We start from the raw sequence: 15,694 nt of genomic DNA on the forward strand, positions 1-15,694 counted from the left end.
ATAGGAACAAAGTTAAGCTGGTATTGTACTTTTTGCCCGGGAAGGAATTTCATGACTTGGATAGTCAAGCGGATTGCTTACGCATGGACATGGATTCATACTAGCTACCAACATAAATTTAGATGGGTATGTAATTGTAGCATTAACTCTTGATATGGTTACCACTTCATCTTCTATTGGTTGCCTCAAAACTTCCAATACATCTCGCTTGAACTCCAATATCTCATCCAAAAAAAGAACTCCGTGATGAGCCAAAGAAACTTCACCAGGCCTAGGAATCCTACCTCCTCCTATTAGAGATATTGCAGAAGCAGTATGGTGGGGAGCTCTAAAGGGTCTGTTTTTTATTAAAGTCTTTGATGTTAATAGTCCAGATATACTATAAATTTTTGTAACTTCTATTGCCTCTTCAAAGGATAAGCTTGGAAGTATTGTTGGTAATCTTTGAGCGGCCATGGTCTTTCCTGCCCCAGGTGGCCCTATTATCAGTATATTATGGCTTCCAGCAGCTGCTACTTCCAAGGCTCTCCTTAGTGTTTCTTGCCCCATTATATCGCTAAAATCTATATCATACTGTATTTCATCTTCTTGAGAAAAAGAAATAGGACTTTTATATGGAACTATTTCCTCCTCACCGTTTAAATAATTGATTACTTGTTTTAAGCTTTTTACTGGAATTACTTCTATATCCTCTATAACTGCGGCCTCATCTCTATTCTCATACGGCACAACACATCTTTTTATACCAAAATTTCTTAAAGATATAACTATTGGTAACACACCTTCAACAGGATTTAATCGCCCATCCAAGGATAGTTCTCCGATAAAAGCAATATTTCTATAGTTAAAATCAGCTACTATTCCCATAGCTTGAAGTATGCCTAATGCAATAGCCAAATCCAATTGTGAACCTTCCTTACGTATATTTGCAGGAGCTAGGTTTACAGTAATTCTAGATAGAGGAAAATCATATCCGCTATTTTTGATAGCAGTTCTTACTCTTTCTTTTGACTCTTTAATAGATGCATCGGGAAGCCCTACAATATTAAAAACGGGCATGCCACGAGATAAATCTGTTTCCACTTCTATTAAATGTCCATTTAATCCCTGTAATATGCAGGTGTTTATTTTAGAATACATTGTTACCCCCTTATTCTCTTGCTATTCCCTGGGCAATAGCTATAATTAACCGTTTTCCAACAATTAAATCTAAAAAGCATTTTTTATATGGTTAATTTTCTTATCCCCCTTCAAAAAAACTTCTATTATGTCATATCTTATTTGATAGTCTAAAATATTCTTATGCTTAATATATATTAAAGAAGCACTATAAATTCTCCTTTGTTTTTGCCTATTTACTGCCTCATAAGGATACCCATAATTTAAACTGGTTCTAGCTTTTACCTCTATAAAAGCCAATATATTGGACTTTACAGCAACTATATCTATTTCCCCAACCCTAGTTCTATAATTTCTATCCATTATTTTATATCCCTTTGACATTAGATAATTAACCGCCTCAGTCTCGCCTATTATACCCTTATCAATATTGCTGCCCATATTTCATTCACCTTTTTCCTTATCCAATCTATAAACAAATAATATAATCTCTGCAACAGCTTCATATAGTTCAGGTGGAATTTCTTCATGTAATTCTAGACTTATTAGCTCATCAATTAATTCTTCATCCTTATAAATCTCTATGTTTTCCTTTTTCCCAACTTCCACAATTTTTTCAGCAATTTCTCCCTTGCCTTTTGCTACTACTTTTGGCGCATTAAAGTCTTCTTTATAGGATAAAGCCACAGCTTTTTTAATCTCTTTATTTCTCTTTTCTCTTTTATTCATATTTACACCCTAATATCCAAATTAAATATATTGGTAATATTAAGTTTTAGAGTATCCAAAATACTTGTAAAATCACGATTTATATATTCAACAGTCCTTATTTCATATCCTGTAGTTTCAACTAAATTTCTTAATAAGTTCTCTCTAGATTCAAATAAATAAATATCTTCTTTATTTATACCACTAAATTTAACATCTATATAATTATCCCATACCAAACAAGCTATTCTAATGGTTCCCAACCTTTTAGTATTTAAATTGATAAATATATTTAGCTTATTTTTATATCCTTTTTCCTGTTTTCTATTCTTTAGAAAAGTTATAATTGTATCCTTATAATCTTTATCCATATTTAAGGGCAGATGTATAAAAATTAACTCTTTATTCATATCCTTTAAGAAACTACATTTGTCAATCAATTCTTCAATAATTTCCTTTGTTTTTTCATTGTCTGCCTTTATATCTTTTAATAAGCTTATGGTTTTGCTCAAAATATTAGCATACTTTATGTTTTCTTGTTCAATAGTTTTCGTAACACCATCATTATCAATGATAAACCTTTTTATAGGATTTGTAAACTTAAAAACATTAAACTCTTTTAACATTTCAAAATCTTTTGAAAAAGAAGAAGGGTCTAGTTCTAATTCTAAAAAATATTTAACATTCTTTAAGCTAGGTTTAATATTATATTTCATAAAAAAAATAACTGTTTTCTGTAATAAATCATCGTTTAACTTTGGAAAATCCTTAACAAATTCATTAATTACACCAGTAAAATCTTTGGCATAACTAATATTAGATTCTTTATTATCCTCAACTTCATTACCCTCAATAACAAGTATGTTCCTTATATCCTCTTTTAGAATATCAGAAACATCTATTTCTAAATTACCTGTACTAGCTAATATTGGCACTGTATTTTCTTTTAGATTTATCAATTGTTCTAATTTATCTGTAAGCCAAACCCCTCTCACTACGTTATCCTTGTCAATTGGGATATTAAATTCCATTAAATTTTTCAAAAACTTTGCGGAACTGGTAGTTGGTTTTATATTATATTCTTCTAAAATACCAACTAATTTTTCATCATTGACAGTGGCTAATTGAAAATCTTTTTCTTTAGTCACATTAGGCAATATGGGTTTTAACTGAATACAATCCTTTTGAATATCTTTTACTATAAAATTTAATATTTTGCCTTCTTGTGCACTTAAATGACTTTCCGATTTAGCCTTTATTATACCTACATCTTTAATATGGATTAAAACCAAATCGTCTTCAACTTCAATAATTTCACCTTCAATCAAATTACCCTTTGCAAAAAACCCTTCTTTTAAATGATAAAATATGCCGTCTATATTTATAAAATTAGGTATCCTCATAATACCATCTCCATCCCATCATAAAATTCTCTTTAAAAAGGTCATCCTATGTATTGGGGAGGGACCAATTTTTTTAATAGCTTCTATATGTTCCTTGGTCCCATATCCCTTATTCTTTTCTATCTTATATCCCTTATAGCTATTACCCCATTCTTCACATAATTTATCCCTGAATACCTTTGCAACAATAGATGCACAGGCAATACCGTAGCTCTTTTCATCCCCTTTTATTAAGCTGGATTGGGGTATATTGATTGGAATAGTCTCTGCATCTACCAATATATAATCTGGTATTATTTTATTGCCTGATTTGTCCCTTAAATTTAAAATTGCATCTCTCATTGCTAATCTAGTACTTTCCTTAATATTGATTTCATCAATTATATGAGGTTTAACCTGTCCTATGCCTATTGCAAGGGCTGTATCAATAATCTTATCATACAATTGTTCTCGCTTTTTAACAGTTAATTTTTTTGAATCATTTACCCCTTGAATAAAAATCTCCTTAGGCATAATAATTGCACAAGCTACTACATCGCCAGCTAAACAGCCCCTACCAACTTCATCTACACATGCAATGAATTTATAACCTTTTTCTCGTAATTCCCTTTCTATTTTATCCATTCGTAAATCCTCCAATTAAAAATTAGGAAATTCTAAAGTAATCTTACCAATTATCCCTTTTCTAAATTCATCTAATACTATGTTACTAGCCTTTTCAGTATCAATTTCTCCTCCTCTGATTACACAACCTCTTTTCTTGCCTATTTCCAAAAGTATTTCATAGGCTGATTTATTGCTGACAACAATATTATACCTTTCCTCTAAACAGGCTTTAGAAATAAAACTAAGCCTTTCTATCAACTTAATAACTAGAGTTTCTATATCTAATAACTCATCTTTAATAGCTCCTGTAAATGCTAAATTCAGGCCCACTTCTTTATCCTCAAATTTAGGCCATAAAATCCCAGGGGTATCTAATAGCTCTAAATCCTTCCTAATTCTTATCCATTGATCTTTTTTGGTCACACCTGGCTTGTTGCTAACCTTTGCACCCTTCTTTCTAGATAAACTATTTATCAATGTTGATTTGCCTACATTGGGTATTCCTACAATCATAGCCCTTATTGGTCGGTTTTTAATGCCTTTTTTAGCTAGTTGTAATCTCTTTTCCTCTGTTAAAACATAGGATAAATTAACGACCTCATTTAAGCCTCTGTTGCTAATACAATCCACTAAAACAGAAGTAATTCCTTTAAAATTAAAATATTTTTGCCATCTTTCGCTAATATCATCGTCTGCCAAATCCGATTTATTCATAATTATCAAGCGAGGCTTATTTTTTAAAATTATATCTATTTCTGGATTCTGACTACTACAAGGTATTCTTGCATCAATTAGCTCATAGACTATGTCGACTAAAGATAGATTTTTTTTAATCGATTCTTTAGTCTTTTTCATATGACCAGGATACCAATTAATATTCATAGATTCACCTACTTTTAAAATAAAATTGGGACTTAATCAGTCCCAATACATTAATAGTACTTCTTTTCTTTAACTTTAGCAGCTTTACCTTGTCTTTCTCTTAAGTAGTAAAGTTTAGATCTTCTTACTCTACCTCTTCTTACAACAACAATCTTATCAATCCTTGGAGAATGTAGAGGGAATGTTCTTTCAACTCCAACGCCATAAGACAGTCTCCTTACAGTAAATGTTTCTCTAATTCCTCCACCTTGTCTTTTAATAACAGTACCTTCAAATACTTGAATCCTTTCACGAGTACCTTCTTTAACTTTATAATGAACTTGAACAGTATCACCTACATTAAACTCTGGTAGGTCATCCCTTTTTTGCTCATCTTCTATTAATCTTATTATATCCACCGTTGAAACCTCCCTTCTCCCCAGATGTTCATGCCATCTCAAATGGCAGAGGACCATCCTTAATTCCATACGTTCTGTATTATAGCATACGTAAATATAAAATACAACTTATTTTCTATCAAATTCTTCTTTTATTTTTTTTAGTATTTTCATTTCTTCATCTGTCAATTGGATATTCTCCAAAAGATCTGGCCTTTTTAAATAGGTGTTTTTTAAGGACTGATATTTTCTCCACTCTTGAATTTTCTGATGGTTACCAGAAAGCAATACCTCTGGTACAGATAATCCATTAAAGACCCTTGGACGAGTATATTGTGGATATTCTAATAATCCATTAAAATGGGATTCCTCTTTATAGGATTCTTTACCCAAAGCACCAGGCAATAGCCTAATAATGGACTCTATCAATACCATAGCGGGTATTTCTCCCCCCGTTAAAACATAGTCCCCAATGGAAATCTCTAAATCCACATAATTTTCTATTATTCTGTTATCTATCCCCTCATAATGACCACATAGAAGTATTAAATGTTCCTCTTTAGATAAACGGTTGACTAATTGTTGATTGAGCACCTTCCCTTGAGGAGAAAGATATATGACTTTTGAATTATCACTTTTTACCTCTTTTATAGCTGAATAAATGGGTTCTGGTTTCATTATCATACCAGGTCCGCCACCATAGGGATAATCATCAACCCGCTTATGTTTATCCTCCGAAAAATCCCTTATGTTTATTTTCCTAATGGTTACAAGACCCTTATCGATAATTCTACCTATAATGCTCCATTCTTCAAAATGGGTAAAAATTTCTGGAAACAGAGTTAAAACATCTATTCTCATTCTATCATTCCTTCGATAGGATCGATTACTATCTTCTTGTTTTTAATATCTATATCCACTACGAATTCCTTTACTGCAGGTATTAGATATTCTTTACCATTTTCAACGTCTTTAACAACGTATACGTCATTGCTAGCCATTTGCAATACATCAGTTACTGTTCCAACTTTATGACCTTTAATAGTATATACGGTACAATCAATTATATCAAATACAAAGAAATGGTCATCAGGTAATTCAACCCTATCTTTTTCATCTATATAAATATAATCTTTTTTAAATTTCAGAACATCATTAATATTGTTAAATTCTTTAAATTTTAAAATAGTTAAACCTTTACTGTATTTAACCCGTTCTATTTCAGCTTCAATCTTATTATTCCCTATATAAACTTTCTTTAAATCATTAAATCTATTAATGTCATAAGTTAAAGGATAAACTTTTAATTCTCCCTTTATTCCATGGGTATTCATTATCCAGCCAATTTTAATATAATCCATATTTTCACCAACCATGCTATATTAGAAAGGGCACCCTAAGGTACCCCAAACTGATTATTGAATAATTTCTACTACTACTCTTTTATTATCCTTTATAGCTGCTGCTTTAACCACAGTTCTAATAGCTTTTGCAATCCTACCTTGTTTACCTATAATTTTACCCATGTCTTCCTCAGCAACTTTTAACTCGATTATTACTGACTGAGTTCCCTCAATCTCATTAACCTCTACTTGATCGGGATTATCTACAAGAGCCTTAGCTATTATTTCTACTAACTCTCCCATTTTTGCACCTCCTACAAATTATTCTTCTGAATCAGCTTCTTTACTCTTCTCGTATATACCATTTTCTCTAAACAATTTATCAACAACATCGGTAGGTTTGGCACCATTTTTCAACCACATAATAGCCTTCTCATCATCTATTTTAACAGTTTTAGGTTCTGTTAAAGGATTATAATAGCCTATTTCCTCTATAAAGCGACCATCCCTTGGTGAACGGGAATCAGCTACAATTATTCTATAAAAAGGGTTTTTCTTAGCCCCCATTCTCCTAAGTCTAATCTTTACTGCCATTTTTCCACCTCCTTTTATCTTTGCTATTTATATCTAGAAAAAGGGGAATCCAAATTTCCCTTTTTTCTTTATGGCTTTTTCCATATTGGTGAATCTTTTCATCATCTTCTTAGTATCTTTAAACTGCTTTAACAATCTATTTATATCCTGTACGGTAGTTCCACTGCCCATTGCAATCCTCTTTTTTCTTCTACTATCTATTATTGAAGGATCATTTCTCTCCTCAGGTGTCATAGATTGAATAATAGCTTTAATTTTAATTATATCCTTCTCATTAACATCTATATTTTTAAGAGCTTTGGAATTAATACCGGGTAACATTCCTAATATTTCATCTATTGGTCCTAAGTTCTTCATCTGGTCTATTTGATCTAAGAAATCATCTAATGTAAACTGTTGGGATCTTAATTTCTTTTCTAATTCCAAAGCTTTCTTCTCATCAATAGAAGCTTGTGCTTTCTCAATTAAACTTAGCACATCTCCCATACCCAATATTCTGGAAGCCATCCTATCGGGATGAAAAGGCTCTAACTGATCTAGTTTTTCACCCATACCTACAAACTTAATGGGTTTTTTCGTAACTGATCTAATAGAAAGAGCAGCCCCTCCCCTTGCATCACCGTCTAACTTGGTCAAAATTACCCCAGTTATCTCTAATCTATCATTAAATGTCTCAGCTACATTTACAGCATCTTGCCCTGTCATTGCATCTACTACTAATAATACCTCATGGGGATTAACTGCACTATAAATGTTTTCTAATTCCTCCATTAAATCATCATCAATATGGAGTCTACCAGCAGTATCTATTATTATAATATCATTATTATTCTTTTTACCGTACTCAATAGCTGCCTTTGCTATATCTACTGGGTTATTTCTATCTCCCATAGTAAATACAGGGACACCAACCCTTTCTCCCACTACTTCCAATTGTTTAATAGCTGCTGGTCTATAAATATCGCAGGCAACTAATAGGGGCCTTTTATTCTGTTTTAAAAGATTGTTAGCTAACTTTCCTGCTGTTGTAGTCTTACCAGCCCCCTGTAAACCACACATTAATATAATGGTTGGAGGAGTAGAAGCAATATTTAATTTTGACTCTCTTTCCCCCATTAAAATGGTCAGCTCTTCATTAACTATTTTGATTACCTGTTGCCCAGGAGTTAAGCTTTCCATTACCTCGGAACCTATTGCCCTTTCTTTCACCCTTTTTACAAAATCTTTTACTACTCTAAAATTAACATCAGCTTCTAAAAGAGCCAATCTTACTTCTCTTAGCGCAGTATCAACATCTTTTTCCGTTAGTTTTCCTTTACTTCTCAGCTTCCCCAGTGCATTTTGTAATTTTTCGGATAAGCTTTCAAATACCATTAATTAACTACCTCCCGGCTACTATCAATTATTTTACCGATAATCCCTCTGAGCTCCTTTAACTTCCCGATTATATTCTCATTCTTCAAATTGATTGCTTCTGTTTCAAGTTCATCTATCAAATTGTATAACCTATCAATTTCTTCCCTGCTATAATAAAACTTCCTAACCAATCCAAGAGTGTCTTCATATTCGTATAGCTTTTCTTCTGCTCTCTTTAAAGTATCATATACACTCTGACGACTTATACCCAGTTCTTCTCCAATTTCTGCTAAAGATAAATTATGGATATAATATAATTCTATGGCAGCAAACTGCCTTTCACTTAACAATTTCCCATAAAAATCAAATAAAATTCCAATTTCAATTAATTTATTAATCATACAAATCACCAAAAAATATACTGTCAAGTTTGTAGCTTGACAGTACTATTCTAATATATCAACTTTTATTTGTCAATAATATAATAAAAATTATTTCCTAATCAAAGATGGCTTCAACAAAATCCTCAACATTAAACTCCTGAAGGTCATCGATTTTTTCTCCAATTCCTACTAGTTTTACGGGTAATCCTAATTCAGATTGAAGCGCAATAACAACTCCTCCCTTTGCAGTACCATCTAATTTAGTAAGCACTACTCCAGTTATATCGCAGACTTCCTTAAAAACTTTCGCTTGAGAAATTGCGTTCTGTCCTGTAGTAGCATCTAATACCAATAAAACTTCTTTTTCTGCTTCTGGAAATTCACTATTCACTACCCTAAATATTTTGCTTAATTCATTCATTAAATTCTTCTTATTATGCAGTCTTCCAGCAGTATCACAAATTAGCACATCTGCTTTTCTAGCTTTAGCTGCCTGTATTCCATCAAATATAACAGCTGCTGGATCAGCTCCTTCACTATGCTTAACAAAATCTGCCCCAGACCTATTACTCCACTCTTCCAATTGTTCTATAGCGGCTGCTCTAAAAGTATCTCCTGCAGCAATTATTACTTTTTTCCCTTGTTTTTTGAAATTATACGACAATTTGCCAATGGTCGTAGTCTTTCCTACTCCGTTCACTCCCACCATCAATATAACTGTAGGAGAAGAGCCTATCTTTAGTTTGTTATCTCCTTCAGATTCCTCCATTATTTTTTTTATCTCTTCTTTCAATAATTCCCTCACCTTATCTGGTTCACTGATTTTTTCCTCTTTTACTCGATTTTTTAACCTATCTATAATCTCCATAGTAGTATTTATCCCCACATCTGCAGTTACCAATATTTCCTCTAAATCATCGAATAATTCTTCATCTATCTTTCCATAGGACCTAAGAATAGCGTCGATCTTATCTGTCATACCTTTTCTAGTCTTGTCCAAGCCAGCCTTCAATTTTTGGAAAAAGTTTATCTGGGGTTTTTCTTCAACTATATTTCCATTTTCATTCGTTGCTTTAATCTCCTCTTCATCAATCGGTTCTTCTAAATGCTTTTCATTTTCATCTTTCTTTTCTTCCTTATTTCGCCTAAAAAAATTTTTGAACATAAATAATCCTCCTTAGCTTGCTATTTCTCCTGTATTATCTGTTAATTTTACAGACACAATTTTACTTACACCTTCTTCTTCCATAGTAACTCCATATAATATATCCGCCATCTCCATTGTGCTCTTCCTGTGGGTTATAATAATGAACTGAGTATCTTCTGAAAAACTACGTAAGTAATTAGTATATCTGCTTATATTAGCTTCATCTAAAGCAGCATCTATTTCATCTAATACACAAAAAGGTGTTGGTTTGATCTTTAATATCGCAAAAAGGAGGGCAACAGCAGTTAAAGATTTTTCTCCACCAGAGAGTAAAGATAGGCTCTGCAGTTTTTTCCCTGGAGGCTGCGCTTTTATCTCTATACCGCAGTTTAATATGTCTTTTTCATCTTCTAACTCTATGCTTGCTTTCCCTCCACCAAATAAGGCAGAAAATATTTCATCAAATGCTACATTTATTTTGTTAAAATTGTATAGGAACTGTTCCTTCATTTTTTTCTCCATATCATTTATTACCTGCAATAAATTTTCCTTTGACAGTAATAGGTCTTCATGTTGCTTGCATATGAAATCAAGTCTTTCCTTTATTTTTTTATAATCTTCAATGGAAGCAAGATTTACTGAACCTATATCTTTAATTTCATTTTTGATTTTTCTTGCCTCCTCTTTTACCTTATTTTCATCCTCCACTGGAATTCTAAATTTTTGAGCTTCCTCATAATTTAACTCATAATCTTCCTTTAATTTAGTATTAATATTTTCAAGTTGAACATTATATTTTGCTTCCTTTATATCGCAATTATTTAATAACTTAGATTGTTCATTTATCTGATTATTGAGCTCATTTAAACTATCTTGCTTTAAATAGTAATCTTTCATGAGTAGGCTCTTTTTTGTTTTTAAATCCATCAAGGCTTCCTCTTTTTCCTCTTTACAATTAGTAAATTTAATTATTTCATCCCTAATATTATCTCTTTCATCTGCTAAGGCCTTAATCTCTTCTTTATTCTTTTTTAGCTCTTCTTCTTTCACTTTTATTAAATAATAGTTATTATCTATTTCCTTTTTTGTTGATTCTATCATCTCTTCCTTATTAGCCAATCTATTTTCTATATTATTCAATTGTATTTTAACATCAGTTACCTCTTTTGATGCTTCTTCTTCTCTGACCTTTATTTCTTCAAAATCACTAATCATCTCTTTTATAATTTCTTTTGATTTATTGTTTTCTAAATCTATTAAATCCAGTTCTTCTTTTAATACTTTCTCCTCTTTAACTAAATTATCTAACTCTATTTTAAGTCTTTCCATCTCGCCAAAATATTTGCTTAGGGAACTATTTGCATCTTCTAGTTGGCTAAAGGCTTTGTTTTTTTCATTTTCAATTCTAACGAATTCTATATTCTTATTTTGCAAGCTTTCCTCTTGAACCTTTATGTTTGCTTGAATTTCCAGTATTTTTGTTTTTAATTGTCTTTTTTTATCTTCCAAGTCATCTAATGCTTTATTGAAAATCTTTATTTCCTCTTCAATTTTTACTATTCTAGCCCTTCTATTAATGAGATTAGTACTAGCTTTAGAAAAGCTTCCTCCTGTCATGGAGCCTCCTGCATTAATTATATCTCCCTTTAAAGTTACTATTTTAAAAGCATAGTTGTATTTTTTTGCTAATATAAGAGCATCCCTTAAATCTTTCACTATTATAGTTTTACCTAGTAAATACTCAAAGATATTCCTATACTCTTCATCAAAATTAATCAGTTCTGATCCTAATCCCAATATATTGTATTTTTCCCTATCTTTAGGACTTATATATAAAGGCTTCCCTTTTATTGTTGTAAGTGGTAAAAAAGTAACCCGTCCCAAGTTGTTTTCTCTTAAATATTCGATTACATATTTGGCATCTTCCTCATTCTTTGTTACTACGTTTTGTAAGCTACCGCTTAATCCCACATCTATGGCCTTTTCATACTCTTCGTCTACTCTCATTAAATCTGCCACAACTCCAATAATCTTTTCCCTTAAAAAGTCCTTTTTTCTACATTCCAACATGAGGTTCTTAACACTCTTATAGTAGCCCTCATAATCCTGTTCCATAGTTTTAAGCAAATTATAATTGGAAACTTTGCCTTGAAGCTCTGCCCTTTTACCGTTGATATCCTTGTAAAGATAATCCAATTTATCATTATGTTCTTTTTCCAATAATTTTAATTGATAAAGGATTTCTTTTTCTTTGTCAATCTCTTTTGCTTTAACCTCTTCCTCCTTTTCAATCCACTCTAATAGTTGCTCATTTTCTTTTACCTTTTCCAATAAAGATTTTATTTCATTCTCAACTTGGTTCATTCTTCTATATATATTATCTTTAAAACTAGCAAAGCTATTTATCTTACTTTTTTTATCCCTGATTGCATTGTAAACTTCTATTGCATTATCCCTTTGGACTTCAATCTCCCTTTCCTTTAGGAGAATTTGATCCTTTAGCATTTGTAGTTTTATATTCTTATTATGGAATTCTTTTTTTAATAAACTTAACTCCTCTAACAATTTTGATCTTTCATCTATCAACTGAGTTTTTTTCCTATCCATATCCTCTAATTTAGAATTTAACCCTTCTATCTCATTAACCAATCTTTCTATATCCCTTTGCAAATACTTTTCCTTTTCTTCCAGTAATGATAGATGGTTATTTCTTTCATTGAGAGAATTTAAAGCTTCAGACCTTTCCCTTTCAATCATATCCATAGATATATCTAATTCCGATATTTTATTTTTCATCATATTGAAATTACATTCAACTTCATTCCTTCTATTAATTAATTCATCCATCTGTTTCTTCAGTTTTTCTTTCTCATCTTTGTTAAGAAGAATCAAATTATTAAGCCTTTCAAATTCCCTTATTAATAGATTGATCTCAATTTCTTTTAATCTATTAGAAAGTTTAAGATAGACATGAGCTTTTTCCGATTGCTCCTTTAAATTATCCGATTGGATAGTAAGTTCATGGATCAAATCCTTAATCCTTACAATATTTTGGTCTGTCTTTTCTAGTTTTTTTTCTGCTTCTATTTTTCTAGTCTTATATTTTACTATGCCAGCAGCCTCTTCAAATATCTTTCTCCTTTCTTCCGGTCTTGTGCTGAGTACCTCATCAACCTTACCTTGTCCAATTATTGAATAACCTTCCTTGCCAACTCCGGTATCCATAAATAATTCTCTAATATCTTTTAACCTACAGGAATTTTTGTTTATATAGTATTCGCTTTCCCCTGAACGAAACATCCTTCTTGTAATAGCCACTTCTCCATAATCTAGGGGAATAACCTTATCATTATTGTCAAAGGTAATAGTTACTTCGCTATATCCTAAGGCTCTTCTCTTGTCGGTTCCTGAAAAAATCACATCCTCCATTTTACTGCCCCGTAAAGTCTTTATACTTTGCTCTCCTAAAACCCATCTAATAGCATCTGCAATATTGCTCTTACCACTGCCATTAGGCCCTACAATAGCAGTAATGCCCTTTTTAAAATCTATCTCCACCTTATCAGCAAAGGATTTAAAGCCATTTATTTCAATTTTTTTTAAGTGCAAGTCCAATCACCCTTTAAACTCATATTAATCCCTAATTACAGATTATTAAATATTACTCTCATTTTAACTACAAACTTCATTTCTCTCACTTATATTCAACAGTTTATTAATAAATCCTTTTTTATTTATTCTGTAGTAGTTTTGACCAACATATATACCTATTATATCCTTATCCAATTCATTTCCATATACCTTTATAGCTTTTAATCCATATTTGTTAACTAAATATTCTACATTATGTGATTTTTGCCCTACCAAGTTGGATATGTTACTTTTATTTATTTCTATCTTCACTATATCATTCCCTATTTTGCCTACTATCGAACTTAAAACTTCTTCTAAAATGACCCTATAAATGTAAGATTCAACTAATTGCCTGAAGGATGGATGAAAGGGACCTGCCACCACGTCTTTTCCATAATTTATAGTTTCAGTTGGCTGCAATCCTATTCGTATCACATTAATACTATTATTTTCAAACAAAGTCAATAAATAAGCTGAAATCTCTACAGCTTCTTCTAAGGACAAAGGCTTATACCTATTGCATTTATATAATTTCTCCAAATAAGTATCCTTTATGACTAAAGTGGGATAAATTCTCACACAATAAGGTTGCAACTTAATAAATTCTTTTGCAGTAAAAATCATTTTATCCTTTGTGTCTCCTATTAAACCTAACATCATCTGTAACCCTAATTTAAAATTATATTCCTTAATTAGTTGAGAGGCCATATAAACCTGCTGGCTATTATGGCCTCTTCCATTTTTCCTTAAAACACTGTCATCTAATGATTGTACCCCCAATTCAATAATATCAACTCCATATTCCTTAAGGAAGCATAAAATATCTTTATCAATATAATCAGGCCTTGTAGACAATCTAATTTTATCTATTTTACCATCTTTCTTATATTTTAGAGGAATAGCCAACAACTGCCTTTGAATCTCTTTATCTATTCCTGTAAAACTTCCACCATAAAAAGCTACTTCAATAGTGATATCATTTGGAGGGAAAGTTGTTAAATGCTCTTCAATGGTATGTTCTACATACTCTGGTGTTACATCAGTAGAAAGACCAGTAATTCGCCTTTGGTTGCAAAAAACACAATCATGGGGACAGCCATAATGGGGTACAAAAATAGGTATTATAAAATGTTTTTTACCCATCTGTTTCACCTATTTTAAGTAAGGCTTGCTTAGCTGCCATTTGCTCCGCCTCCTTTTTATTTCTACCCATCCCACTACCTATGATTTTGCCTTCTATAAGCACGTTCATATAAAACTTTTTATTATGATCTGGCCCTGTCTCTTTCTCAACCCTATATTCAATTTTGGATATTCCTCTTTTTTGCAATATTTCTTGGAGTTCAGTTTTGTAATCAATAAATAGATTTCCTTTTGATAAAGCATAAATTACCTCTCGCTCGAACTGCCCTAATAAAAAGTCCTTAGCACTTTTTAATCCTCCATCTACAAAAATTGCTCCTGTCAATGCTTCAAAGGCATCGGCTAATATGGAATCCCTATCTCTACCGCCTGTTGCATCTTCCCCTTTTCCTAATAGCAGATAATCACCTAGATTAATTTTCCTCGCAGCAAAAGCTAAAGAGGATTCGCATACAACTGAAGCTCTCCTCTTCGTTAAATCTCCTTCTGGAAACTCTATAAAACGCTTATAAAGATATTCGCTAACAACCAAGCTAATTACAGAATCACCTAAAAATTCTAATCTTTCATTGCTCTTGTCGCATTTTCCCTTGTTTTCATTAACATATGAACTATGGGTTAAAGAAGTATTTAATAATTCTATATCTTTAAACTGATAATTGATTTCAGATTGAAGTTTATTTAATATTCTTTCCCTATCAGGTGATATTCTCACATTATAACCTCCAAATTAATAGAGTTAAGGTTAACTCTATTAATGACAATTTTATTACCTTACGATTTTACTTATATATTCCACAGCATCTCCTACTGTGATAATTTCTTCTATAACGTCGTCTTCCACTTCTATTTCAAATTCATCCTCTAAAGCCATAATTAACTCCACTAAATCTAAAGAATCCGCATTCAAATCTTCCCTAAAGGAAGTTTCCGTTGTAATATCCTCTTCATCAATGTGAAATTGTTGCGATATGATCTCCTTAATTCTTTCATAAACCAT

At 31.7% G+C, this 15,694-nt stretch carries 18 protein-coding genes; all 18 read right to left on the reverse strand.

The window, feature by feature from the left end:
- Window positions 1-12: 12 nt before the first annotated feature.
- Entirely contained in the window at window positions 13-1,140 is a 1,128-nt protein-coding gene (locus BLV68_RS08075; RefSeq protein ID WP_234949860.1) for a YifB family Mg chelatase-like AAA ATPase, read from the reverse strand.
- Between the two features lie 69 nt (window positions 1,141-1,209).
- The gene (locus BLV68_RS08080; protein WP_093752661.1) at window positions 1,210-1,560 is read right to left on the reverse strand and encodes a YraN family protein; all 351 of its coding nucleotides are present in this window, start codon (window positions 1,558-1,560) and stop codon (window positions 1,210-1,212) included.
- Window positions 1,561-1,563: 3 nt separating this feature from the next.
- Window positions 1,564-1,848 carry an EscU/YscU/HrcU family type III secretion system export apparatus switch protein gene (locus BLV68_RS08085; protein WP_093752663.1) on the reverse strand — a complete coding sequence of 95 codons (285 nt, stop codon included), beginning with the start codon at window positions 1,846-1,848 and terminating at the stop codon, window positions 1,564-1,566.
- A gap of 2 nt (window positions 1,849-1,850) precedes the next feature.
- Window positions 1,851-3,230, reverse strand: a complete 1,380-nt coding sequence (locus tag BLV68_RS08090) for a hypothetical protein (RefSeq protein ID WP_093752665.1) — start codon at window positions 3,228-3,230, stop codon at window positions 1,851-1,853.
- An 18-nt stretch (window positions 3,231-3,248) separates the two neighbouring features.
- Window positions 3,249-3,854 carry a ribonuclease HII gene (locus BLV68_RS08095; RefSeq protein WP_093752667.1) on the reverse strand — a complete coding sequence of 202 codons (606 nt, stop codon included), beginning with the start codon at window positions 3,852-3,854 and terminating at the stop codon, window positions 3,249-3,251.
- Between the two features lie 15 nt (window positions 3,855-3,869).
- Window positions 3,870-4,718, reverse strand: coding sequence for a ribosome biogenesis GTPase YlqF (gene ylqF, locus BLV68_RS08100; protein WP_093752669.1), 849 nt, complete (start codon window positions 4,716-4,718; stop codon window positions 3,870-3,872).
- A gap of 50 nt (window positions 4,719-4,768) precedes the next feature.
- Window positions 4,769-5,116 (reverse strand): 50S ribosomal protein L19, encoded by a 348-nt coding sequence (rplS, locus tag BLV68_RS08105; protein ID WP_093752671.1) that lies wholly within the window; start codon window positions 5,114-5,116, stop codon window positions 4,769-4,771.
- A 108-nt stretch (window positions 5,117-5,224) separates the two neighbouring features.
- Window positions 5,225-5,956 (reverse strand): tRNA (guanosine(37)-N1)-methyltransferase TrmD, encoded by a 732-nt coding sequence (gene trmD / locus BLV68_RS08110; protein WP_093752673.1) that lies wholly within the window; start codon window positions 5,954-5,956, stop codon window positions 5,225-5,227.
- Window positions 5,953-6,456: a ribosome maturation factor RimM gene (gene rimM, locus BLV68_RS08115; protein ID WP_234949861.1), complete on the reverse strand. Its 504-nt coding sequence runs from the start codon at window positions 6,454-6,456 to the stop codon at window positions 5,953-5,955. The genes trmD and rimM overlap by 4 nt, the downstream gene beginning before the upstream one ends.
- A gap of 54 nt (window positions 6,457-6,510) precedes the next feature.
- The gene (locus BLV68_RS08120; RefSeq protein ID WP_093752677.1) at window positions 6,511-6,741 is read right to left on the reverse strand and encodes a KH domain-containing protein; all 231 of its coding nucleotides are present in this window, start codon (window positions 6,739-6,741) and stop codon (window positions 6,511-6,513) included.
- Between the two features lie 18 nt (window positions 6,742-6,759).
- Entirely contained in the window at window positions 6,760-7,032 is a 273-nt protein-coding gene (gene rpsP / locus BLV68_RS08125; protein ID WP_093752679.1) for a 30S ribosomal protein S16, read from the reverse strand.
- Between the two features lie 33 nt (window positions 7,033-7,065).
- Window positions 7,066-8,406, reverse strand: a complete 1,341-nt coding sequence (ffh, locus tag BLV68_RS08130; protein WP_093752681.1) for a signal recognition particle protein — start codon at window positions 8,404-8,406, stop codon at window positions 7,066-7,068.
- Window positions 8,406-8,789 carry a YlxM family DNA-binding protein gene (gene ylxM, locus BLV68_RS08135; protein WP_200773703.1) on the reverse strand — a complete coding sequence of 128 codons (384 nt, stop codon included), beginning with the start codon at window positions 8,787-8,789 and terminating at the stop codon, window positions 8,406-8,408. Before ylxM ends, ffh begins: the two co-directional genes overlap by 1 nt.
- A gap of 97 nt (window positions 8,790-8,886) precedes the next feature.
- A complete protein-coding gene (gene ftsY, locus BLV68_RS08140) occupies window positions 8,887-9,936 on the reverse strand; it encodes a signal recognition particle-docking protein FtsY (RefSeq protein ID WP_093752683.1) in 1,050 nt (349 codons plus the stop codon).
- A gap of 12 nt (window positions 9,937-9,948) precedes the next feature.
- A complete protein-coding gene (smc, locus tag BLV68_RS08145) occupies window positions 9,949-13,527 on the reverse strand; it encodes a chromosome segregation protein SMC (protein ID WP_159428651.1) in 3,579 nt (1,192 codons plus the stop codon).
- Window positions 13,528-13,590: 63 nt separating this feature from the next.
- Window positions 13,591-14,694: an elongator complex protein 3 gene (locus BLV68_RS08150; protein ID WP_093752687.1), complete on the reverse strand. Its 1,104-nt coding sequence runs from the start codon at window positions 14,692-14,694 to the stop codon at window positions 13,591-13,593.
- Complete coding sequence (rnc, locus tag BLV68_RS08155) at window positions 14,687-15,409, reverse strand: ribonuclease III (protein WP_200773704.1); 723 nt, start codon at window positions 15,407-15,409, stop codon at window positions 14,687-14,689. Before rnc ends, BLV68_RS08150 begins: the two co-directional genes overlap by 8 nt.
- A 54-nt stretch (window positions 15,410-15,463) precedes the next feature.
- Complete coding sequence (gene acpP, locus BLV68_RS08160) at window positions 15,464-15,694, reverse strand: acyl carrier protein (protein ID WP_093752689.1); 231 nt, start codon at window positions 15,692-15,694, stop codon at window positions 15,464-15,466.

This window comes from Tepidimicrobium xylanilyticum (genome assembly GCF_900106765.1).
Classification (GTDB): domain Bacteria; phylum Bacillota; class Clostridia; order Tissierellales; family Tepidimicrobiaceae; genus Tepidimicrobium; species Tepidimicrobium xylanilyticum.